At 54.7% G+C, this 21,753-nt stretch carries 26 protein-coding genes and 1 pseudogene; 9 read left to right on the forward strand and 18 right to left on the reverse strand.

The window, feature by feature from the left end; genetic code table 11:
• The 6 genes and pseudogenes from HAP95_RS14415 to HAP95_RS14440 all read right to left on the reverse strand — a co-directional run.
• Positions 1-484, reverse strand: a pseudogene (locus HAP95_RS14415) (shikimate dehydrogenase); the annotation flags it as partial.
• 258 nt (positions 485-742) lie between these two features.
• Complete coding sequence (locus tag HAP95_RS14420) at positions 743-1,876, reverse strand: anhydro-N-acetylmuramic acid kinase (RefSeq protein ID WP_215884852.1); 1,134 nt, start codon at positions 1,874-1,876, stop codon at positions 743-745.
• Positions 1,877-1,932: 56 nt separating this feature from the next.
• Positions 1,933-2,415 carry an FKBP-type peptidyl-prolyl cis-trans isomerase gene (locus tag HAP95_RS14425; protein ID WP_215884853.1) on the reverse strand — a complete coding sequence of 161 codons (483 nt, stop codon included), beginning with the start codon at positions 2,413-2,415 and terminating at the stop codon, positions 1,933-1,935.
• Between the two features lie 55 nt (positions 2,416-2,470).
• Positions 2,471-3,487 carry a ferrochelatase gene (hemH, locus tag HAP95_RS14430; RefSeq protein ID WP_226832807.1) on the reverse strand — a complete coding sequence of 339 codons (1,017 nt, stop codon included), beginning with the start codon at positions 3,485-3,487 and terminating at the stop codon, positions 2,471-2,473.
• Positions 3,484-4,254, reverse strand: a complete 771-nt coding sequence (gene xth / locus HAP95_RS14435; protein WP_215884854.1) for an exodeoxyribonuclease III — start codon at positions 4,252-4,254, stop codon at positions 3,484-3,486. The genes hemH and xth overlap by 4 nt, the downstream gene beginning before the upstream one ends.
• A gap of 5 nt (positions 4,255-4,259) precedes the next feature.
• Positions 4,260-4,862: a glutathione S-transferase N-terminal domain-containing protein gene (locus HAP95_RS14440; protein WP_215884855.1), complete on the reverse strand. Its 603-nt coding sequence runs from the start codon at positions 4,860-4,862 to the stop codon at positions 4,260-4,262.
• Between the two features lie 80 nt (positions 4,863-4,942).
• Between HAP95_RS14440 and HAP95_RS14445 the strand changes: the two genes are divergently transcribed.
• From HAP95_RS14445 to prmB, 4 genes are read left to right on the forward strand one after another with little or no spacing between them, the layout of a single operon-like run.
• Positions 4,943-5,791, forward strand: a complete 849-nt coding sequence (locus HAP95_RS14445; protein ID WP_215884856.1) for a 23S rRNA (adenine(2030)-N(6))-methyltransferase RlmJ — start codon at positions 4,943-4,945, stop codon at positions 5,789-5,791.
• A gap of 33 nt (positions 5,792-5,824) precedes the next feature.
• Entirely contained in the window at positions 5,825-6,109 is a 285-nt protein-coding gene (locus HAP95_RS14450; RefSeq protein ID WP_215884857.1) for a DUF2322 family protein, read from the forward strand.
• A gap of 12 nt (positions 6,110-6,121) precedes the next feature.
• The gene (locus HAP95_RS14455; protein ID WP_215884858.1) at positions 6,122-6,883 is read left to right on the forward strand and encodes an exodeoxyribonuclease III; all 762 of its coding nucleotides are present in this window, start codon (positions 6,122-6,124) and stop codon (positions 6,881-6,883) included.
• On the forward strand, positions 6,883-7,782 hold the full coding sequence (gene prmB / locus HAP95_RS14460; RefSeq protein WP_215884859.1) for a 50S ribosomal protein L3 N(5)-glutamine methyltransferase: 900 nt from the start codon (positions 6,883-6,885) through the stop codon (positions 7,780-7,782). Before HAP95_RS14455 ends, prmB begins: the two co-directional genes overlap by 1 nt.
• Here prmB and HAP95_RS14465 read toward each other — a convergent pair.
• Positions 7,772-8,662: a LysR family transcriptional regulator gene (locus tag HAP95_RS14465; protein ID WP_215884860.1), complete on the reverse strand. Its 891-nt coding sequence runs from the start codon at positions 8,660-8,662 to the stop codon at positions 7,772-7,774. The genes prmB and HAP95_RS14465 overlap by 11 nt on opposite strands.
• A gap of 91 nt (positions 8,663-8,753) precedes the next feature.
• Between HAP95_RS14465 and HAP95_RS14470 the strand changes: the two genes are divergently transcribed.
• Positions 8,754-10,322, forward strand: coding sequence for an MFS transporter (locus HAP95_RS14470; RefSeq protein WP_215884861.1), 1,569 nt, complete (start codon positions 8,754-8,756; stop codon positions 10,320-10,322).
• Here HAP95_RS14470 and HAP95_RS14475 read toward each other — a convergent pair.
• On the reverse strand, positions 10,238-11,152 hold the full coding sequence (locus HAP95_RS14475) for a mechanosensitive ion channel family protein (RefSeq protein WP_215884862.1): 915 nt from the start codon (positions 11,150-11,152) through the stop codon (positions 10,238-10,240). The two genes, HAP95_RS14470 and HAP95_RS14475, sit on opposite strands and share 85 nt — an antisense overlap.
• 148 nt (positions 11,153-11,300) lie before the next feature.
• Here HAP95_RS14475 and argS point away from each other — a divergent pair, with 148 nt between their 5' ends.
• On the forward strand, positions 11,301-13,040 hold the full coding sequence (gene argS / locus HAP95_RS14480; protein ID WP_215884863.1) for an arginine--tRNA ligase: 1,740 nt from the start codon (positions 11,301-11,303) through the stop codon (positions 13,038-13,040).
• 6 nt (positions 13,041-13,046) lie between these two features.
• The gene (locus HAP95_RS14485) at positions 13,047-13,886 is read left to right on the forward strand and encodes an SPOR domain-containing protein (RefSeq protein WP_215884864.1); all 840 of its coding nucleotides are present in this window, start codon (positions 13,047-13,049) and stop codon (positions 13,884-13,886) included.
• Here the strand turns inward: HAP95_RS14485 and HAP95_RS14490 are convergent.
• Both HAP95_RS14490 and rsmA read right to left on the reverse strand, forming a co-directional pair.
• A complete protein-coding gene (locus tag HAP95_RS14490) occupies positions 13,852-14,319 on the reverse strand; it encodes a YbjN domain-containing protein (protein WP_010640577.1) in 468 nt (155 codons plus the stop codon). The genes HAP95_RS14485 and HAP95_RS14490 overlap by 35 nt on opposite strands.
• The gene (rsmA, locus tag HAP95_RS14495) at positions 14,316-15,122 is read right to left on the reverse strand and encodes a 16S rRNA (adenine(1518)-N(6)/adenine(1519)-N(6))-dimethyltransferase RsmA (RefSeq protein ID WP_215884902.1); all 807 of its coding nucleotides are present in this window, start codon (positions 15,120-15,122) and stop codon (positions 14,316-14,318) included. Before rsmA ends, HAP95_RS14490 begins: the two co-directional genes overlap by 4 nt.
• A gap of 62 nt (positions 15,123-15,184) precedes the next feature.
• On the opposite strand from rsmA, the gene HAP95_RS14500 reads away from it, so the two are divergent.
• On the forward strand, positions 15,185-15,739 hold the full coding sequence (locus HAP95_RS14500; RefSeq protein WP_010640580.1) for an HNH endonuclease: 555 nt from the start codon (positions 15,185-15,187) through the stop codon (positions 15,737-15,739).
• Between the two features lie 35 nt (positions 15,740-15,774).
• On the opposite strand, the gene pdxA is transcribed toward HAP95_RS14500, so the two are convergent.
• The 8 genes from pdxA to HAP95_RS14540 are packed head-to-tail and all read right to left on the reverse strand — an operon-like array spanning position 15,775 to position 21,023.
• Positions 15,775-16,776 (reverse strand): 4-hydroxythreonine-4-phosphate dehydrogenase PdxA, encoded by a 1,002-nt coding sequence (gene pdxA / locus HAP95_RS14505; protein ID WP_215884865.1) that lies wholly within the window; start codon positions 16,774-16,776, stop codon positions 15,775-15,777.
• Positions 16,773-17,024 (reverse strand): S4 domain-containing protein, encoded by a 252-nt coding sequence (locus HAP95_RS14510; RefSeq protein ID WP_215884866.1) that lies wholly within the window; start codon positions 17,022-17,024, stop codon positions 16,773-16,775. The genes pdxA and HAP95_RS14510 overlap by 4 nt, the downstream gene beginning before the upstream one ends.
• Before the next feature lie 14 nt (positions 17,025-17,038).
• Complete coding sequence (locus tag HAP95_RS14515) at positions 17,039-17,959, reverse strand: ABC transporter ATP-binding protein (protein WP_215884867.1); 921 nt, start codon at positions 17,957-17,959, stop codon at positions 17,039-17,041.
• On the reverse strand, positions 17,952-18,269 hold the full coding sequence (locus HAP95_RS14520; protein WP_215884868.1) for an STAS domain-containing protein: 318 nt from the start codon (positions 18,267-18,269) through the stop codon (positions 17,952-17,954). The genes HAP95_RS14515 and HAP95_RS14520 overlap by 8 nt, the downstream gene beginning before the upstream one ends.
• Positions 18,266-18,907 carry an MlaC/ttg2D family ABC transporter substrate-binding protein gene (locus HAP95_RS14525; RefSeq protein WP_215884869.1) on the reverse strand — a complete coding sequence of 214 codons (642 nt, stop codon included), beginning with the start codon at positions 18,905-18,907 and terminating at the stop codon, positions 18,266-18,268. The genes HAP95_RS14520 and HAP95_RS14525 overlap by 4 nt, the downstream gene beginning before the upstream one ends.
• Before the next feature lie 12 nt (positions 18,908-18,919).
• On the reverse strand, positions 18,920-19,399 hold the full coding sequence (gene mlaD / locus HAP95_RS14530; protein ID WP_215884870.1) for an outer membrane lipid asymmetry maintenance protein MlaD: 480 nt from the start codon (positions 19,397-19,399) through the stop codon (positions 18,920-18,922).
• A gap of 13 nt (positions 19,400-19,412) precedes the next feature.
• Positions 19,413-20,195 carry a lipid asymmetry maintenance ABC transporter permease subunit MlaE gene (mlaE, locus tag HAP95_RS14535; RefSeq protein WP_215884871.1) on the reverse strand — a complete coding sequence of 261 codons (783 nt, stop codon included), beginning with the start codon at positions 20,193-20,195 and terminating at the stop codon, positions 19,413-19,415.
• 3 nt (positions 20,196-20,198) lie between these two features.
• On the reverse strand, positions 20,199-21,023 hold the full coding sequence (locus HAP95_RS14540) for an ABC transporter ATP-binding protein (RefSeq protein ID WP_215884872.1): 825 nt from the start codon (positions 21,021-21,023) through the stop codon (positions 20,199-20,201).
• Between the two features lie 315 nt (positions 21,024-21,338).
• Between HAP95_RS14540 and speD the strand changes: the two genes are divergently transcribed.
• Positions 21,339-21,740 carry an adenosylmethionine decarboxylase gene (gene speD, locus HAP95_RS14545; protein WP_010640598.1) on the forward strand — a complete coding sequence of 134 codons (402 nt, stop codon included), beginning with the start codon at positions 21,339-21,341 and terminating at the stop codon, positions 21,738-21,740.
• Positions 21,741-21,753 lie beyond the last annotated feature (13 nt).

Here is a 21,753-nt window from a genome sequence, read left to right on the forward strand (position 1 = left end):
CCACATAAATAGCGGGGCAACCAGCCGCTCCCAAGGCATAAATAATAGCCCGGGCTGCCCCACCCGCCCCAATCACCAGAACGGGGCCAGAGCGCCAACTGCCCCCCGCATGACGCTCCAAAGCCCGCTGAAATCCTACGGCATCAGTGTTGTCCCCCATAAAACGGCCCGCTGTATAATGCACCGTATTCACTGCACCAATCTGCTCTGCGGCTGGACTGAGCTCGTCCATCAGGATCTTTGTGGATTCTTTATGGGGCACCGTGACATTGAGCCCCAGCACTCCGGCTGCAGCCAACCCTTTGAGCGCTTTGGGCAAGTCAGCAGCCATCACTGGAAAAGGCACATACACCATGTCGATCCCCAGTTGTTGCGCAAACAGCCGATGCATCCAGGGGGATAGGCTGTGTTTTACCGGGTCACCGATGATTCCGTAGACGGCAGTTTCTCCACCGGGATGCCATGTTTCTACTGCTGTTACCAAAATCTGCTCCTCATGAACCCAATGCCGCAACACTTACATAAATCTAAAAAACGGCAGAGGGTCAGGAGGATTTTTGCTCCAACGTCCCTTGCCTGTTGTTCTAAGGCTTATCCTGCTGTCAGGAGAGAACTCGCCCTTTGGGCTCAGACAACTCTCCTGACGGGCGCAGGATTTCGCCAAGAACAACAACGGCGCGGGCCAAAGTCGCTGCAAAGCCTCCTGACCCTCTGCCGTTTTTAAAATAACAGAACCAGATACTTAGGCGTCGGCCAATCGAGATAATAATTCCGGCCAGTTTCTGCCTGGCAGAATATTGCCCAAGACTACCGGCTCACGAACTCCCGTCACCTGTTGATACGGGAGAGTTTTCCCTCGCAAGCATTGTTCACCCAACCAGGCAAAGGCCAAAGCCTCAAGCGCCTGGCTGGGAATACCGCTGAGCTCCGCACCCGAATGTACCTGCAGATCTGGCAAAGCCGCCTGGATGGCCCGCATCAGCGTTGGATTTTCAGCGCCGCCGCCAAACACCAGTAATTCTTTTGCACCCGGTGTCCATTTTCGCAGGGCATCTGCCACCGTTATGGCCGTCAATGCCGTTAACGTAGCCACAAAATCCGCCCCCGAATATTTCCAGTCATTCCACCATTGACGGACTAACCGATCATCAAAACTTTCCCGACCGGTACTTTTTGGTGGAGATTGCAGGAAATAGGGGTGTTTCAGCCATTGGGCAAGGAGCAACGCCTGAACTTTACCTGCCGCTCCCAATCTGCCGTTCAGATCATAACAGGCTTCGCCTCTACTCAAAATCCGGACCGCTGCATCAATCAACACATTCCCAGGCCCGGTATCGAAGGCTTGCAAAGCCCGAGAGTCATCACTGCCAGGGATCCAGGTCAAATTTGCCATACCGCCCAGATTCAGGACCAGACGTGGCTGATGCCCCTGAAACAGGCGCTGATGAAATGGGGGAACCAATGGTGCACCCTCGCCACCAGCGGCAACATCGGCTCGCCGGAAATCGTGGACCACTGTCAAACCCGTAGCAACAGCCACATCGGCAGCTGAACCAATCTGCAGGGTAAAACCGGGAACAGCGCGCGGTTGATGACGAATGGTCTGTCCATGCAAGGCAATAAAATCCACCGGACCCCATTTATTAATGGCAGCCTCTGCCACCTCCGCATAACAGGCCCCCAGTTGCCGATCCAGTACGGCCATTTGCTCAACACTCAGGGGACCATTGGCGGCAAGCACCATTTCCCGCAAGGGCGCATCAAAAGCCTGGCTGAATAACCCGACATATCCCCGTGCGGGAGCAACACCGAAATCCAGCACCGCTGCATCAACACCATCGGCACTGGTTCCGGACATCAAGCCTAAACCGCGCAAGCTGTTACCGCTTCGCAACAGGATTCAGAAATTTTTCCTGCTGCGAACAGCCTCGCTCAATGATCGTGACCGTGCTCACCATGTACGTGGCCGTGAGCCAGTTCTTCTGCAGTCGCATCACGCACATCCAGTACCGTGACATCAAAATTCAGCGTCATTCCGGCCAGTGGATGATTCAAATCCACGGTCACCTCTTCGCCTTCAATATCAATCACCGTGGCCAGACGGGCACCTTCGTCCGTCTCGGTTTCAAACTGCGTCCCGATTTCGAGATCTTCCGGATCATCAAAATCTTCCTTGGAGACCACTTCCACCAGATCCTCATCCCAGTCGCCATAACCTTCTTCTGGCGGAATGGATACTTCAACCTTATCGCCCGTGCGATGCCCAGCCAGAGCCTGTTCCAATCCGGGAATGATTCCGTGGTGTCCATGCAAATAAATAAGCGGTTCTTCACCTACAGAGCTGTCAATCAGCTCTCCCTCTTCATCGGTGAGGGAATAGTCGATGGTGACTACTTTGTCGTTGCTGATGATCATATTGGGCGTCCTATAGATGAGGGCTGGAGGATAAAGACTGATTTCAGTGAGAATTCTAGCTTGACTGGGCAGAAACGGCAAAATTTTCCGGAGCTTCCCAAAATTGCCAGGAAGGCGCAAGAATCTCGCTGAATGCCTTGATCCACAAAGGATTGTCATTAAGTGCTGGAATATATCGCAAAGTCTTTCCGCCGGCATTCAAAAAAGTTTCTTTGCCTTCCAGCGCAATTTCCTGGAGGGTCTCCACACAATCCGCCGAGAATCCGGGGCAGAGGGTATCTATTTCCCGAATCCCCTGCCGGGCCAGACTCATCAGGGTTTTATCGGTATAAGGCTCCAGCCATTTAGCCGCGCCAAAACGACTCTGGAAGGTCTGAACCCATTCGTCCTGCTTTAGGCCCAATTCCTGCACCAGAAGTGCTGTGGTAGTTTCGCACTGTTGACGATAAGGATCACCCAACTGAATAGACCGCTGTGGCAGGCCATGAAAGGAAATGAGTAGCTTTTCAGCGCGACCGTTTTCCTGCCACCAGTGACGGACACTTTCTGCCAGCGCATGAATATAGGCAGGATGGGCATGCCAATCCCGGAGCATCCGTAATTCGGGAATATCGCGCATACCTCGCAACACATCGGCGACCTTGTCGAATATGGAGGCCGTAGTAGCAGCGGCATATTGGGGATATAGCGGCACCACCAGTAATTTTTCGCAACCCGATTGGCGCAGTTCTGCCATTTTCTGCTGCAAAGACGGCTTCCCATAGCGCATGGCCAGTTCTACGCGTACCTGCCCGGAAAAATGGGTATCACAATACTGCTGTAAGCCATCCGCAAGACGCTGACTGTATACCATCAAAGGGGACCCTTCGGGCATCCAGATGCTGGCATAATTGCGCGCCGAACGCGCCGGGCGGAAAGTCAGAATCGGACCATTTAATATGGGCCACCAGATAATCCGGGGTAATTCCACCACCCGCCGATCACTAAGGAACTCGCGTAAATAACGGCGTACGGCAGAAGCTGTAGGAGCCTCAGGCGTACCCAGATTGACCAGAAGAACACCAATCATCATTCCTCCTGCATTTGAATCAAAACGGGTGCGTGATCTGAAGGTCGTTCAGCAGCCCGTGCATTCCGATCGATAACCACATCTTGCACCTCTGCCATCAAGGCATTGGAAGCCAGAATCAAATCAATACGCAACCCGCGATTACGACGGAATCCTGCCGCCCGATAATCCCACCAGCTCCATTCCTGAAGATCACCATGCTGGTGACGCCAGCTATCCTGCAGACCGAGATTCAGCAGAGCCGTCAGGGCTGCCCGTTCTGGAGGAGAGCACAAGACATCTTCACCCCAGGCCACCGGGTCATAAACATCCCGGTCATCCGGTGCAATATTAAAATCGCCGACGAGCAGCAGCTGGGGCCACTGCTGCAATTCCTTTGCAATCAATGCACGCAGACGCTCCAGCCACTGCAGCTTGTAGGGATATTTGTCACTCTCCAGTGACTGACCGTTGGGCACATACACATTCACCACCCGGGTGCCCGCGAAAGTGCCAGCGCAAAGCCGCGCCTGACCGTCGCTTCCATCGGGCCAATCGCAGCGCCCATCTTCCGGCACACTGCGACTGAGTATCGCCACGCCGTTGTAGGTAGGCTGCCCATGATAAAGTGCGTGATAACCCGCTTCAGCCAGTTCGGCAACGGGAAACTTTTCATCGGTGAGTTTGGTTTCCTGCAGACACAGCACATCCGGAGATTTTTCCTGCAGCCACTCCAGTACTTGCGGAAGCCGTACCTTCAGTGAATTGACATTCCAACTGGCCACTTTCATGGACATTACTGCGGTAGTGTCGCGCTAACACTGGGCCGCAACCGCATACTATGCATCCAGGCCAACATATCGGGAAACTGGACCAGAAAGTCCGGAGCCCGCAGATCCACATAACCCACTGCAGATACCGTCGCAATTTGTGACAGATTCAATATCGGTGCAGACGCCGCGTCTTTCCACACCCGGGTTTCCTCCTGAAGCATGGCCAGCGCCGTAGTCACCTTGCCGCGCGCGCGCTGCAACATGTTCAGATCCTGACAATCAGCCGCGTGACGTTGTTCCAGAACCCAGGCAATGGTTGTATCCATGATGCCGCTAGCCAGTGCTTCCACCCGCAGGGCTTCTATACGTGCTTCCGGATCTTTGGGGAAAATCGCCGGATCCGGGCACAAGATCTCCAGGTACTGAACAATCACAGCAGAATCATAAACCGCCGAACCATCATTGCGCAGCAATACGGGGATTTTACCCAGCGGATTGTGGGTGAGGGCAGCATGGTCCTGAGTCCGCAAATTGACCCACTCCACTTCGCAGGGGATGTTTTTTTCCAACAGTACCATACGGACCTTGCGGGCGTAGGGGCTGGTTTCGGTAGCGAACAGGCGCATCTTTTTCTCCTTATTGGGTAGGCCAGCGTTGACTCTGTTATCATGACTTAAATTATCATCCCTAGCCAAGCCCAGGAATCATGAACTACCAACATCATTTTCATGCCGGTAATGCGGCAGATTGCATCAAACATCTGGCGCTTTATCTTGTTTTGGAAGCCTTGACCCGCAAGGACACCCCCCTGGCCTACATCGACACGCATGCCGGGGCAGGCAGTTACCCGCTGGGCAACAGCGGAGAACATCTCGGCGGCATTACGCGCCTATGGGCAGATCGACGCAGCCTGCCCCAATCCGGTGAATGGCTCAAACGTATTCACCAGATCAATCACAACAAACAACTGCTGCACTACCCCGGCTCGGCCCTGCTGGCCGCCGAACTGCTCAGGCCGGAAGATCGGATGATTTTATGTGAAACAGAGGCGGAAATTTCCTTGCAGTTACGAGCGAACCTGGGCAAAAGATCGCATACCAGCATTTTGAGCGAAGACGGATACCGCGCCCTTTTTGCCCATATCCCCCCGCCGGAAAAACGCGGACTGGTGTTCATTGATCCGCCCTTCGAGCGCCGTGACGAATGGGAAATTCTCGCCGATACCCTACTGCGTGCCTATCAACGCTGGCCTCAGGGAACCTACCTCATCTGGTATCCCATAAAAATACGGGGTACGATCACGCGGTTCTGGCAAGCCATACGCGGCAAGATTGCGGCGCAGGTGTTTGAACTGACACAACGGCCGGAAGAAGGTCGCGAAGCCCTGGCCGGTAGCGGATTGTTGCTGATCAATGCGCCTTGGGGCGTTAAGGAAGCCCTTAGCGCCGGTCTTACCGAACTTGGCCCGCTACTGGCCGACCCGCAATCCGGAGGATTCTGGTCTCTGCGTTGCAGCGGCTGGACCACCCCTGAAAAAGCAGGTCATAAAAAATGATTCATCTCAATCACGCAGAAAAAGGTTAAGCGGATGGACAAAGAAACACTTCCAAATATCGACCATATTCAAAAACTGCTGCTTTATGGCGGCCCTTCCGCGCAGCTACAGCAGGAGCTGACCAAAACGCCCGACGCCGAAATCAGTGTCGCCGTCCTCTATCAACTTGCCCTGCGTCATGGCGTCATCAGCCCGACTGCAGCGCGTGAAGGTCTGGCCCTGCTGGCTACTGCCGGGATAGCGGGCGACAGCGGTCGTAAAATTCTGGAAAAAGTGATTGCCGACAGCGATTTTCTGGCTGTACGGGTCATGCGCTGAAGGAAACGGACATTGCGTCTTTATAGCTGGAATGTGAACGGCTGGCGGGCAGCCTGCCGCAAAGGTTTGCGGGACTGGGTGAAAGAAACCGGCCCTGATCTGCTCTGCACTCAGGAAAGCAAAGCGGATCCTGCAAAACTGACAGATGAGGAAAGCCGTCTGGAAGGATATGGCAGCTGCTGGGCCGTGGCCGAACGGGCCGGTTACAGCGGCGTCAGCACTTTCAGCAAAATTCCCGGGCAAACTTCTCATGCGGGCTTGGGCATAGAGCGTTTTGACCGCGAAGGCCGCGTGGTTGTCACTGATTGCGGCGATTTTGATTTGTACAACGTCTATTTTCCCAACGGCAAAAAAGATGGCGAACGACTGGCCTTTAAGCTGGATTTTTATGCCGCCTTTCTGGCGCATATCAACCAGAAAGCGGCGGCAGGCCGCCCGGTGATTTTTTGCGGCGATGTGAACACGGCGCATCAGCCCATCGATCTTGCCCGTCCCAAGGAAAATCAACGTATTTCCGGCTTTCTTCCCGAGGAGAGAGCCTGCATGGACCAATGGCAACAGGCCGGTTGGGTGGATAGTTTTCGCCATCTTCATCCCGATGAGGCCCGTTACTCCTGGTGGAGCCAGCGCACCGATGCCCGTAGTCGCGACATCGGCTGGCGCCTCGATTATTTCTGGGTACACCAGAGTCTTCTGCCGCGCCTGCGCGCTGCGGGTATCGCTACGGAAGTCATGGGTTCTGATCATTGTCCCGTCTGGCTGGAGATTATTTGATGCGTCTCGAACAATATGTGCAACTCGCCGCAAATGACCTGTCCACCGTGGCAGACTTGCGGCGTTGGGGCAGTAGCCGCTTTGCTGCCGCTGATCTGGATTTCAGTCAGGGACAACAAAATCCCCGAGCCGAAGCAGATCTGATCCTGGCGCGCGCCCTGCACCTGGAACCCGAAGATCTTGCGGACTTTTCAGGTGCCCGGCTGCTGCCGGATGAAAAGCGCCGAGTATTGCAACACTTTTATGCGCGTGAAATTCTCCGTAGGCCGGCGGCCTATATCACTGGAGAAGCCTGGTTCGCCGGACTGCGTTTTATGGTGGATGAGCGGGTATTGATTCCCCGCAGCCTCATTGAGCCCTTTATTGAAGAGGGTTTTGCGCCCTGGGTAGAAGAATCCCGAATCCTGCGTATTCTCGAAATTGGTACCGGTTCCGGATGCATGGCCATCACCCTGGCCCTGCGTTTTCCCCATGCTGAAATAGATGCTGTAGATATTTCTCCAGAGGCCCTGAACGTGGCGCGCAACAATGTCCAAAAACACGGGCTGGAAGATCAGGTGCATTTATATCAGTCAGATTTGTTCTCGGCTTTGCAGGAGCAACGTTACGATCTGATTATCAGCAACCCCCCTTACGTGGATGCCGCAGCCATGGCCGAGTTACCCCCGGAATACACCCATGAGCCACGCCTGGCCCTTGCCGCCGGCACCGATGGACTGGACTGTCTCCTGCCCCTGCTGGAACAAGCTCCCCAGCATCTGGAAGCAGGTGGGGTATTGATTGTGGAAACCGGCGATGCAGAAGTGGCGCTCAACGAACAAAGACCCGATTTGCCGCTGATCTGGTTGGAGCACCCTGCGGGAGGCTCGGGTGTTTTCCTGATGACTTTTAATGGCTGAACAACAACTGTAAAAACACCCGCACCGCCCGCGACTGAAAATCCGTCTGCGGGCGAATCAGAAACAGCGTCCAGAATAAACCGCGCGGTGGTTCCAACCGCAGAGAAGCCAAAGGCCAGCGGACCTTGTCCAAAGCCTCCACCGAGGCAAAGCCAACACCCAATCCTGCCGCGACAGCGTCGCGCAAGGCTTCGACTCCCGTCACCTCCACACTATAACGGGCACACAATCCGGCATGGGCAATAGCAGCCTCGACGCGGCGCCGAATTCCTGAATGGGCTTCTCTCCAGACAATGGGTTGTTGCAGAATTTCCTCCCAGCGCGCCGATTGTCGTCCTTCCTGCACCCAGGGATGATCCCGGGGCAGAATGGCCACCAGTTCATCTTCCCGCCAAGCTTCCTGCTCCATGTGCTGGGGCAAATGATCTGCGACAATTTGTTCTTCGGTAAACAGCAAGTCCCAACTACCCAAAGAAAGAGCATCCGGCAAAGGACCCGTTTTCAATTGCAACTGGATACTCGGGTAGGCACTGCGGAAGCGGGCCAGATGTTCCATCAAAAAATAGTTGGCCACCGTATTGGTGGCCGCAATGCGTAAACTGCCTTCCTGGAGGTTCTGGCGCCGCGCCGACCAGCTTTCCACCTCTGCCAGACTTTCGCGCAGGCGGCGGGCATAGGGCAACAGGGACTCACCCGCTGCCGTCAGCTTGATCCCACGACCACTGCGTTGATAAAGCGGTTCTCCCAAGTTCAGCTGCAGGGCCCGCAGGCGCTCGGAAACAGCAGGCTGACTGCGCTGCAATATTCGGGCCCCACGTCCTACCCCTTCGGCTTCGGCAACGGCCAAAAAGGTCAACAATTCTTCTGCATGTATTTTCAATAGGGTTTTCCGATGAATGCGTGCAAATCAATCTATTAGTTCTATATTAGTGATAGCGCTACAGTAGGGCAAATTTGATGGGAGTCACCCGATGGAGCGTATCCAGCCATTGTCCAGAACCTGGCCACTTTTTGCAGGCGTAGCATTGGCTTTGGGTATGGGCTCTTTTGATGGCGCCTCGGTGCAGGGTATTTTTCCCTATGTGGCGGGCGGCCTTTCCACCAGTAACGATCACGCCCTGTGGACGCTGACTTATTTCATCGTGAATTGGTCCGTGGGCATCACCCTCATGCCCTGGACCACCCAACGCCTTGGTATGCGGCGCGTATTCCAGATGGCGGTTATGGTCGCTGGCATCGGCACCATCATCAGCGCCACCACCAGCAATCTCTGGATCATGCTGCTTTCCCGCGCTCTCGAAGGGGTTGCCGCCGGGCTGCTGGTCCCTCTGAGCCAGAGCCTGTTTCTGCGCCATAGTCCCGAGCGACAGCATGGCCTGATCACCATTTTCTGGAGTAATGCCATGCTGGTCCCCTTTTTTTTCGGGCCAGCTTTGGGCGGTTTTTTGGCTACAGACCTCGGTTATCGCAGTATTTTTTTGCTTTCCCTGCCTTTCTGGATATTGGCATTACTGCTCGGTAGCAGTGGCATTCCCAAAGATCAGGGTCGACAAAACATGCCACCCTTTGACGGCTGGGGATTCGGCCTGCTCTACGCAGGACTGATGAGCCTGCAAATCGTGCTCGATCAGGGCGAAGAATATGGCTGGTGGCACTCCGCGTTTATTCTGAAAACAACCCTGGTTGCTCTGGCTTGTTTTTTGTTGTTTGCCTGGCGCGAAAGCGAAACAGCCCATCCCTTGCTGGAAATCCATTTTCTGAAGCGGCGTAATTACTGGTTGGGGCTCTTGTTACTCTGCCTGGGATGGGCCATGTTCATGGGCTGGGCATCCATTTTACCGCTTTGGGCGGAAGAAGATCTGGGGTTCAACGGATTCTGGGCCAGCCTCGTTCTTTTCCCCATTGGGCTGGGCGCGATTCCGCTGTCCACCCAGATGGATCGTCTCCGGGATCTGCTGGGCTTGCGTCGCCTGGCTGCTTTGTGCTTCAGCATTTTTGCCTTTGCCTATGGAAATGCTTATCTCAGCCCCATCAGCAGTCTGTCTGACCTTTTCGTTCCCATCCTCCTGATAGGCATTGGCGTCGGCATGCTCTTTGTGCCCCTGACCCTCATCATTCTTTCGGGTCTGGATAGCGAAGAAATCCCTTCAGCGGCAACGACCAGCAACTTCATTCGGGTATTCAGTGCAAATATCGGCGTGAGCCTGCTGAGTGTCTATTGGACCCGTTACAGCGCCATGGCCGCCGATCACTTGCGCGGGCAGATCAGTCGCTTCCAGAGCCACCAGGATTTATCAGCGGCCATGTTACACAGCATGATCATGGTCAAAGCCGACACCCTCAGTATCGACAACCTGTTGCGACTGTCCATGTGGATCTGCCTGGCCGCTGCCTTGATAGCCTACTTTTTCATCATCCCTCCGAGCCGCCTGCAAACTGCCAGCAGCCCGGAAAACTATGTGGAAGAGGAGGAAGCAGAAACTGGTTTTGCCGCTTCGGCAAAGGCCGAAGCAACCGATGGCGCCAGAACCACTTCCTGACGTGGGCGGGGAATTTCTATACCGGCGTTTTCGAGGGCTTCTGCCAACGCCCAGTTAAAAGCAGCATGGGTACCTCCAGGTCGCATTAATCCGTCACGCTCTACCCATACAATCATTTCGCAATCGTACCCAGCTTCTCCAAAAGCATTGAGCCAGAGTGAAGGTGGGTACTCTGTTTTCCGGGTACACAAGGGGTGAGCCAAGGCGGTATTCACCACCAGCTCCCGAAGTTTTTCACGGTCGGTACCATAGGGAACCCGAAAGGGAATATGCACGCGCATTATTGGATCATCCAGACTCCAGTTGATGACTTCCCCATTCACAAACTGAGAATTAGGGACCAAAACATCCACATGATCGTTCGTCATTATCTGGGTATAACGCACACTGAGTTTTTTGACTTCGCCGTGCAGGCCATTTTCCTTGATCTGAATATAATCTCCAACCTTGATACTGTGTTCAAAAAGCAGAATCAGACCAGAGGCAAAATTGCTGAAAATATTCTGCAGACCAAACCCCAAACCGACACCGACCACGCCACCGAGAATGCTCAGACTGCTGAGATTCACGCCAACCGTCTGCAGGGCAATCAAAATACCCAGGGCAATGACTATATAGTAAGTCAACCTTGATATTGCATAAGCAGTAGCCGCGCCCAAGCTCCGGGACAGGGTTTTTCGTATCAGCCTTCTCAGCCAGATAGCGCCCCACCACAGAAAAACCAGGATCAGCACAAATTCGATAATACCCAGGGGTTCAATAAGAATATTGCCCGGCAAATGCCATGGCGTGGTAAACCATCGCCAGAAAGCCCCCCAATAATCATGCATATTCGGTTTCTCCATCCATTTTTTGCCACGGTTAGGGTTTGTCCGTATTCTACCAGAACGAACGTCGTGACAAACATACAACAACCCCTGCCGTAAAGCGTCCACATCAGTTACACTAAAGCAAAAATTGACTGGATAAGGTAGCCCCGTGAAAGCATTTGTTCTCCAGCCCCTGCAAGAGGCCCTCAATGACCTGCTGCAGCGAGGCGTTATTCCGGAAGTTCCTGCTCAGCTCGAACTGGATCGCCCCAAGCAGGTGGAGCACGGCCATCTGGCCAGCAATGTCGCCCTGCTTCTCGCCAAAAAGGCGGGACGCAAACCCCGTGATCTGGCCGACGCCATTATTACGGCCTTGCCCGCCAGCCCGTGGATAGTGCGTACCGAAATTGCCGGACCGGGGTTTATCAATTTTTTCCTGGCACCTGCCGCTTTTCATGCGGTCATCGAAAAAATCCAGACCGAACAAAAACAGTTCGGATCCAACCAACAGGGTAAGCAGCAAAAGCTGCAGCTGGAATTTGTTTCTGCCAATCCAACCGGTCCTCTCCATGTGGGGCACGGTCGTGGTGCTGCCTACGGCGCGAGCCTGGCCAATATTTTACGCTTCAACGGGTATGATATTTTCTGTGAATATTACGTGAATGATGCCGGTCGGCAGATGGATATTCTGGCCGCCAGTGTATATATGCGTTACCTCGAAGCGGCCGGACTGCTCCCCTGGCCCTTTCCGGACAACAGCTATCGCGGCGCTTATGTGCGCGAAATTGCGGCCCAGCTACGCACGCAATGCGGTGACCGTATGGAGCATGCCGCATCTGGCATCCCCAACCTGCCCGCCATGGAAGACGCTGATGCGGCTGTGGACGCACTGATCGCCCACCTCAAGCAAAGCTTGGGGAACGATTACCGCGTGTTGCACAGTGCCGGGCTCGATGAAATCCTGAGCGACATCCGCAATGATCTGGAACAATTCGGCGTGCATTACGAACGCTGGTATTCAGAACGGCAACTGGTCGATTCCGGGGCTGTAGACCGGGCAACAGCCGCACTGGAAGCTGCTGGACATTGCTACATTCAGGATGGCGCGCTCTGGTTCCGGTCAACCGCATTTGGCGATGACAAGGACCGGGTTCTGCGTCGGGAAAACGGTGCGTACACCTACTTTGCCTCGGATGTGGCTTACCATGCCGAGAAATTTGCCCGTGGTTTCACACATGTTGTAGATATGTGGGGAGCCGACCATCACGGCTACGTTCCTCGCGTCAAGGCAGCGCTCCAGGCACTGGGGCTGGACGACGAAAAGCTGGAAGTCGTTCTGGTCCAGTTTGCCATTCTTTACCGCGGTGCGGAAAAAGTATCCATGTCCACCCGTGCCGGAGAATTTGTCACCCTGCGCGAGCTGCGCGAAGAAGTTGGTAATGACGCCGCCCGCTTTTTTTATGTGCTGCGCCGCGCTGACCAGCACCTCGACTTTGATCTGGATCTGGCCAAAAAGCACTCGGAAGAAAATCCGGTGTTTTATATCCAGTATGCCTATGCCCGGGTTTACTCCATGCTCCGCCAGGCTACAGAAAAAAGCTTAAGTCTTCCTGCAGATAATGAGCGCGCACTGGATTGTCTGCAAGATTCCCGCGAGCTGGCTCTGGCCGATGCACTATGGCGTTTTCCGGAGGTAGTACACAGCGCCGCCCGAGATCGGGAACCGCATCAGATTGCTTTCTATCTGCGCGATCTGGCCGCCGCTTTTCACACTTATTACAACTCCACCAAAATTCTGGTGGAGGAAACACCTCTGCGCCACGCCCGCCTGACTCTTTGTAAAGGGGTCGCCCAGACCGTTGCCAATGGCTTGAAACTGCTTGGAGTCTCGGCACCGGAGCAGATGTAAAACGTCATGCGTGATTATAAAAACCAGACCAGCCGCCCACCTTCCGGAGAGCAGCGCCCAGCGCCTCCACCCCGGAGGCCGAGGGAGCCCGAACCCGAACAGGAAACAGACGAAGAGCAGGAAGCACTGCATTCTGCCGAAGATCAAAGCCCCAGACGCTGGCCCTGGATATTGCTCATTATCATTCTGCTGCTCAGTGCCCTGGTGTGGTGGTGGATCGCGCAATTACCCATCAACACCGGTAAACTGGGGCTCCTGTCGGGGAATTCAGGAAGCACTGCCGCCACCGCATCAGCCAGCAGTAGTGCCAAGCCTGCAACAGGGGGCAACTCATCCAGTACCAGTTCCATGGCGTTGGCTACGGCCATCGCGTCCTCCGCTGCTCCTGTCTCCAGCACCAGCACCCAGTCAACAGCCGCTGCCGCTTCCACACGCAGCGGCGTGGATTTTAACTTTTATCAGATCCTGCCGAAAATGCATGTTGATATACCGGCGGACATTCTCGGCAGTGGTCCGGGCATTCCTTCCGCAAGCACCAACAGTGCTGCTGTCGTGGCCGTACATCAGCCGGTGACCATTCAGGTGGGGGCGTTTACGAATCGGGCTGCCGCCGTCGTGCTCCGCGACCGCCTGGCGCTACTGGGCGTCAGCACCAGCATGACCAAAGTGGATGGCAATGGCAGTAACACGCTTTATCGTCTGCAAACCCAAACGTTTGATTCTTTGGCCGATGCCCAACCCACTCTCGCCAAAATTCGTGGCATGGGCATCACCCCTTTGCTGATTGGCAACGGCATCATTGGTGCAGCTACTAATGCACCGCTGTCCCAGTCTCCAGCGCCTTGATGGCTGCAGCGGGAGTTTCCTGACCGGCCAGTACCTTGTCCAACCCAGGCAGGTAATGGTTTATGGTTTCCACTCCCAACAACAGGTAGGGACGCAACAAGGCCGTGGATAATACGGCTGCCGGTGCCTGCAAAATCGTCTTGAAATTGATTTCACCATCTTCCATATCCAGCTCGAAATTACCCAGAGACAGGCCATAGTTGGCACGGGTCACAAATTCGGCCACCGCCAATCGCTTGTTCGCAGTAATATCCAGATTCTGTGGACGCAAATAAAACAGGATGCGCTCACGATCTGCATGAACATGACAGAAAATATCCAGGGTGCCATTGGGTACCTGCAATGCACAGGTCATAACCGGATAATCCGGAAGCATTTTGGCTTCCCACTCCAGTTCCATAAACAGTTTTTCAACCACTTCCACATGATTCATTCTTGGGATCCTTGTTCAGCAAAAGCCTCGGCGAGGCGAAAAAAGGCAGCCTGATCCAGTGTTTCTGCACGACAGGACGGATCAATGTCCAAGCTCTGCAACTGCTCCGCACTGAAAATGCCGCGTAAATTATTGGCGATGGTCTTGCGGCGTTGCGCAAAACTGCTGGTAACAATCCGGGCAAAAGCCGGGCGCAGACAATCGGTCAGCAGAACCGGCTTACAGGGTAGCAAACGCATGAAGGCTGAATCCACCTTGGGCGCCGGAAAAAAATTCCCGGGACCCACCGTAAACAGGGACTCCACTTCACACCAGGCCTGAATCATCACCGATAGTCGTCCATACGTTTTGCTCCCAGGGGCCGCCACCATGCGTTCGACGACCTCCTTTTGCAACATGAAATGCATGTCCTGAATCCGCTCTACCGACTCCAGAATATGAAAAATAATAGGGGTCGCCACGTTGTAGGGGAGATTTCCTACCACCCGCAGCGACTTGTCGCTGTCACCCAGACGCGCAAAATCCACCTTCAGGGCATCGGCCTGCATGATCGTCATTTGCCCGGGGGTCGCCAGCGCTTCAAGGCCGGGGATCATGTCCCGATCCAGCTCAATCACCGTCAGATGATCCAATACCTGGAGCAGTTTTTGGGTCAGCGCTCCCGGCCCCGGGCCGATTTCCAGCAGAACATCCTGCCGATCCGGGCGAATGGCATCCATGATGCGCTCCACAATATAGGGTTGCACCAGAAAATTCTGTCCAAACCGTTTTTTGGCTACCGGAAAGGCCCCCACTTGCATCATCAACCTCGCTTCATGCTATATTTGGGTGACGCCTCTAGCAGGCGATGCGAAACGGAAAGTCCATGCACCTCGTGCTTCGTCTTGACGTCGGTGGTCGTCCCATGGCCTGGGAAACCTGGGAAGAAGCCGCCGCCCATTATGTCCGGGGTAATGTTGCCTGGACCCTCGGGAATCCTTTTTTCACTGCCCACGGTGGCGTATGCCGGCGCAGTGGCATTCATTCCCAGCTCGACATTCATCCGGTCATTGCCGTGCGCGGTCGGCATCTTGGCAAAATCAGGCCTCCCGCCCTGTCCAATCAAACCCTGTTTCACCGCGATCATCATCTCTGCATGTACTGTGGCAAACATTATCCGGTGCGCGAATTGACCCGTGACCATATTATTCCCATTTCTCGCAAGGGCCGGGATATCTGGACCAATGTGGTGACCGCCTGCCGCAGTTGTAACAGCCGCAAGGACAACCGTACTCCGGACGAGGCGCACATGCCCTTGCTGGCGGTGCCTTTTACACCGACCTGGGCGGAATATTTGTTGCTCAGCAATCGCCGCATTCTCGCTGACCAGATGGAATTCCTGCTGGCTCAAGTGCCCGAAGGACGCAGCCGGATAGGCTAAGCGCCTGTCGCTTTCGACCTGAACCAGCTTCTCCATCAGGGCCGGTTCATGCGCCGGTTACGGACAATTTCTGCGGCAGCATCGAGTGCATGGAGGAGGCTTTCTCCTTGCGCTCGCCCTGTACCCGCCACATCCAGGGCCGTACCGTGGTCTACACTGGTGCGCACAATAGGTAAACCCAGGGTAATATTCACGGCCTCACCAAACGCATGATATTTCAGTACCGGCAAGCCCTGATCATGATACATGGCCAGAACCGCGTCGGCGTCCTCCAACAAGCGGGGAGTGAACAGGGTATCTGCCGGCCAGGGACCCGAAACCCGCATACCTTCCTGTTGCAGGGCATGAATAACCGGAATAATGATTTCAGTTTCTTCGTGTCCCAGATGTCCACCCTCACCGGCGTGAGGGTTTAGACCCGCGACCATGATACGGGGCGCGGCCAGAGCAAAATCCTGGATCAGGGAAGCCTGCAAAATCCGCAGGGTCCGTTCCAGACCACTCCGGGTAATGGCGGTTGGCACTGCGGCCAGAGGCAGATGGGTTGTGGCCAGAGCAACTCGCAACCCGCGTCCGGCCAAAAGCATCACCACCTCGTTTTGCCCACAGGATGCAGCGAGGTATTCGGTATGTCCCGTAAAGGGAATACCCGCGTCATTGATGATGCCCTTATGCACAGGCGCAGTGACCAGAGCGTCCGCCAGCCCCACGCGCAGCAAATCCAGGGCCTTGTCCAGACTGCGCAACACTGCCGGAGCATTGGCAGGATCCAGATGCCCCGGCCGACAACTGTGCAGCAGGGGGATATCCAGCACGCGCAAAACACCGGGCTCGAGCTCAGGCCATGGATCTCCTTCCTGCCAGGGTTCCAGACGCACGGGCAACCCTAATATCGTCGCCCGGCTGCGCAGACAATGCATATCTCCCAGCAGAATGACGGCTGCAGGCAGGGGATGAGTAGCCAACTGCAGACAAATGTCCGGACCAATTCCGGCAGGTTCGCCAACGGTCACCAACAAACGCGGTAATGCATTCATAACCCGGACTCCTCTGGCAGCATTTCAACGATGCCCTCTGGTCCTTCCACACGCTGAGGCAAGCGCAATATCCGCGCCCGCAGCAAACGGTCACGAATATCCACGGTCAGTACATCTCCTTGCTTTACTTCTGCCCCGGCCTTGGCAATCCGACCATTGATTTGCACACAACCTGCATCACAGATTTCCTTGGCCAGACTACGGCGCTTGAGGAGTCGCGACATTTTCAGAAACAAATCCAGGCGCACTGAAGCGGAGCCTTTCAGCGCATCCGTCCAAGGATGTCGGTAAAGGCATCCTCCAGACGCGGTTCCTGCAAATGCAGATCGAGAATTTGCGCAGGCAACTGCTGCAACTGGGCGAGGACTGCACCCAGGGGATTGCGCTGAGCATCAATGCGAAATACCCGGATATTTTCACTAGCCCCGGTCAGCAGATCCTCCAGCGCTGGACCCAGTACTCCCGGGTCATGATCAAAAGTCACTTTCAGGATTCGCCAGCTTGCCGCACTCAACAAGTTCTCTTTTCTGTCGAGGGCGACAATTTTTCCCTGTTGCAGGATGGCAATACGCTCGCACAATTCCTCGGCTTCTTCCAGATAATGGGTGGTCAAAATGACCGTTCGGCCTTCGGCATTGTAGCGCCGTATGAACTGCCAGAGTCCCTGGCGTAACTCCACATCAACCCCTGCAGTCGGCTCGTCCAGTACTACTACCGGTGGCCGATGTACCAGTGCCTGGGCAATCAGCACCCGCCGTTTCATGCCCCCGGATAAATTCCGCAGATTAGCATTGGCCTTGTCTGCCAAGTCCAGTTCTGCCATGAGCTCATCAATCCAGTCATCATTATGCCGCAGGCCAAAATAACCGGATTGCATGCGCAAAAACTCACGCACGGTAAAAAAGGGATCATAAGCCAGCTCCTGGGGAACCACCCCCAGCAATTGCCGGGTTCGACGAAAATCTCTTTCGACGTCGAACCCGAAAATTTCCGCCACGCCACTGGAGCGGCGGACCACACCCGCAAGAATATTGATGAGCGATGACTTACCCGCCCCATTGGGGCCCAGCAGACCAAAAAACTCACCGGCGTGAATATCCAGATCCACACCCGCCAGCGCCAGATGTCCGCTCTGGTAAGCTTTACGTAAGCCCTGAATGTGAATGGCGGGACAATCACTCATGGCAGATGTGCAGCATATCCTGCAAACGATAAAGAGCCGCCAGATCCTGCAAAGGTTGCGACATCCCGCAAATTTGCAAAGTGACCCCTTTGGCAGCCCGGACCTGAGTCCATTCCATCAGCAAAGCCAGCGTAGCACTGTCTCCGGCCTCAAGCTCATTCAAGGCAATCACCGCACAGGTTTGGCCTTCCCTGCTCCAGTCAAAGCGTTTAAGCAGTCCGTCCAGATGCGCGACTCGCCAGTCTCCCAGCAGGAAGAGTTGGGCCTGTCCATCGACTTCACGGCGCTGCCAGCCAGCTGCCAGACTCAAGCGGGCTGCTTCCCTGTACTTTTTTCAGTCGCGTCTCTCTCGGTCATTTGCTGGAGTAAGGCGGGGATCCCGCGACTGGAAGCTATCTGCCCGAAACTCTGTCGATAATTCAGAACCATACTCACACCATCAATGTAGGTGTTATATATCCGCCAGGTATGATCGGTGTAGAGCAAGGCATAGATGACCGGAATATCCGGACCACCATCGGCTTGGCGAATAACCATGTTGACCTGGGCTACGGGCGGGTCTTGGGAAACCTGCTGGCTACCCGTGATTTTTACCGTCTGCCCATGATAATGGTTCAGCGCATTACTGTAGGTACGCACCAGCAGATCCTTGAAAAGGAATACAAATTCTTTCTGTTGCGCGGGATTCATCTGCCGCCAGTACTGCGCCATGACATATTGGGACATCGTGGTGAAGTCCATATGCGGCAACACAATATCAGCTACCTGCTTTTTGACGACCGGAGTAATGGGTTTACCCTTATTGGCACGCAGCACCTTCAACACATTATTGGTGAGCTCATGAACCACGGTGACGGCTCCCTGGGCGTTAGGGGCATCCGTAGCACTGGCCGGCACAGTCCAGGCGAAAATCAAACATAACAGCGCAATCCAGGTGATTTGACGCATCAAAATTTCTCCTTATTGATTTCCTGAAGACTTGCCACTTCCTGCGGCCTTGCTGAACACCATCTGACCAATCATCTGATCAATATTTACTGCCCCCTGAGTCAGGGTAATGGTCGCGCCTGACTTGAAGTTCTGCGGCATTCCACCCGGCTGAATGGCAACATACTGTTCACCCAGCAGTCCCTGGGTATAAATCGAGGCTCCCGTATCAATCGGCAGCTTGATGGACGGCTCGATGCGCATGGTCACATTGGCCATATAGGTTTTCGGATTCATACCAATATGGGTGACTTCGCCAATAGTGACGCCACCGATTTTAACCGGGCTGCGGGTCTTTAAACTGCCTACATTGGTAAAATCGGCATGCAGTACATAACCGCTATCATAGGCAAAGCCGGAAAGATTCCCCACCCGCAATGCCAGCACCACCAACGCTGCAATGCCCAGCAGTACGAATATGCCGACCCACCAATCTATTGCCCGAGTTTCCATGTGCTTCCTGCCCTCAGCTAAATAGCAAAGCTGTAAGAATAAAATCAAGACCCAATACGGTCAGCGAGGCTGTCACCACACTCAGCGTCGTTGCATTACCTACCCCTTCCGCCGTCGGCCGCGCCGTATATCCTTTCCAGGCGGCAATCCAGGTTACCACCACACCAAAACACAGTGCCTTGAACAAGCCCGTCAGTATATCCCCTGAAAAGGTCACGTTAGACTGCATCTGCGCCCAGAAAGTCCCACCATCCACACCCAATACCGGCACGGAAATCAGATATCCGCCAAAAATCCCAACCAAATCAAAAATCGCGCAGAGTATGGGCACCGAGATAATACCCGCCCAAAGGCGGGGAGCGACTACCCAGGCAAGGGGATTAACCGCCATCATTTCCATGGCGCTTAATTGCTCGGTGGCTTTCATGGAGCTGATTTCTGCGGTCAATGCAGAACCCGCACGCCCCGCAAATAACAAGGCGGTCAGCACGGGCCCCAGCTCGCGTAGCAACGACAAGGCAATCAGCGTTCCTAAGGCCGAAGTCGCACCAAAGCGCACCAGCGCGTAATAACCCTGAAATCCCAGAACCATTCCCGTAAAAAACGCCGCGACCACCATAAGAATCAGTGAACGCACACCAAAACCATAAATCTGCCGGAATAACTGCTGAAAGCTGAAATGCCGATTAAACACGCTCAGCAGGCTAGATAACAGAAAACGGCTGGCGACACCCAGGCCAGGAACGGTTTGCAAGGTGCGCCGTCCCAATTGCGGAATAAATTCGAGCATAGCCATGCGCTATAGCACCTCGCCAGCGGCATGACGGTCCCGCAACGCTGCACCATAATCCTGCCGGGCCGGATAATGGAAAGGCACCGGCCCATCGGGCTGCCCCCCCAAAAATTGTCGAGCCAGGGCAGAATCACTGGCACGCAAGTCCGCCGGGCTGCCCTCAGCAATGATTTTGCCACCTGCCAGAATAAAACCGTAATCGGCAATGGAAAAAGTTTCTTGCACATCATGGCTCACCAACACGCTGGTCGCCCCCAGGGCCGTATTCAGTCGTTTGATGAGTGAGGCAATAATGCCCACGCTGATGGGATCCAGTCCGGTAAAAGGTTCATCATAAAATATCAACATCGGATCCATGACAACCGCCCGGGCCAGGGCGATTCTGCGCCCCATTCCTCCCGAAAGCTCTGCCGGAAACAGACCCGCAGCGCCGCGCAACCCCACCGCCTCCAGCTTCATCATGACCAGCTTGCGCAGTACGTTTTCCGGAAGGCGAAAATGCCGGCGCAGCGGAAAAGCCACGTTTTCAAAGGCACTCAAATCGGTAAACAAAGCACTGTGCTGAAATAACATACCCATCTGCCGACGCAGACCATACATGGCATCCTCACTGAGCTTTTGCAGATCCTGCCCGGCAATACGAATCTGGCCGGATTGTGGACGCAAAGTACCTGCCATGAGATTGAGCATGGTCGTCTTGCCCCCGCCACTGGCACCCATCAGCGCAACAATGGCACCCCGGGGAATGTGCATGTCTACTCCCGCCAGCACCGGGTGCGAGCCACGGGCAAAGCGCACATTATCCAGCTCTACAAGAGCCTCAGCAGCCATGAGCATCCTTGTTCCATTATCAGTCAGGGGTCAGAGTATAAACCGAACGGTCAACAGCGTACCAGAACACCAGAATGCTGGCCTGCGGGCAGATCTAAAAAAATCTGAAAATTCCCTTGCATCCCATGCGGATAAGTGTATAGTTCGCATCCTGTTTCCACGGCACCGAAAGCAGTTACTAAGGGGGTCAGTCCTTAAGAGACTTGGAGCACGGCATGGCCACGTTCCAGCAAGGTAGGGCATAAAACCAAGTACTGTCTGGGGGTGCACGGGAGCTACTTCTTAACCTTTTTAACTTTGGTAAGGGGGGCACCTATGCGCTCGTTAGGACATCAAATCGTTGCAGACTTTTATCACTGTGACGGCAGTACCTTGTCTGATGTAGATTTTGTCACGGATGCCATGCTGGAGGCCGCTCGGCGCGCCAACTGCACCATTGTGACGCAAACCTTTCACCACTTTTCTCCTTACGGAGTCAGTGGTGCCGTTATCGTTGCGGAATCCCATCTGGCCATTCATACCTGGCCCGAATATGGTTACGCAGCGGTAGATGTATTCACCTGTGGCGATATCATTCAGCCGGAAGATGCCTTGAATTACCTCAAGGAAGCTTTTGGTGCCGGCCAGGTCTCCACCATGGAGATGAAACGCGGGCAAGTAGACATGATGGGCATTCCCGCCCATGAGCTGCGCGTCAAGCCGGTTCTCTGCGCCTGAAAGTAACCGTCAC

It is taken from the genome of Acidithiobacillus sulfurivorans, assembly GCF_018853815.1.
In the GTDB taxonomy this organism is placed as follows: domain Bacteria; phylum Pseudomonadota; class Gammaproteobacteria; order Acidithiobacillales; family Acidithiobacillaceae; genus Acidithiobacillus; species Acidithiobacillus sulfurivorans.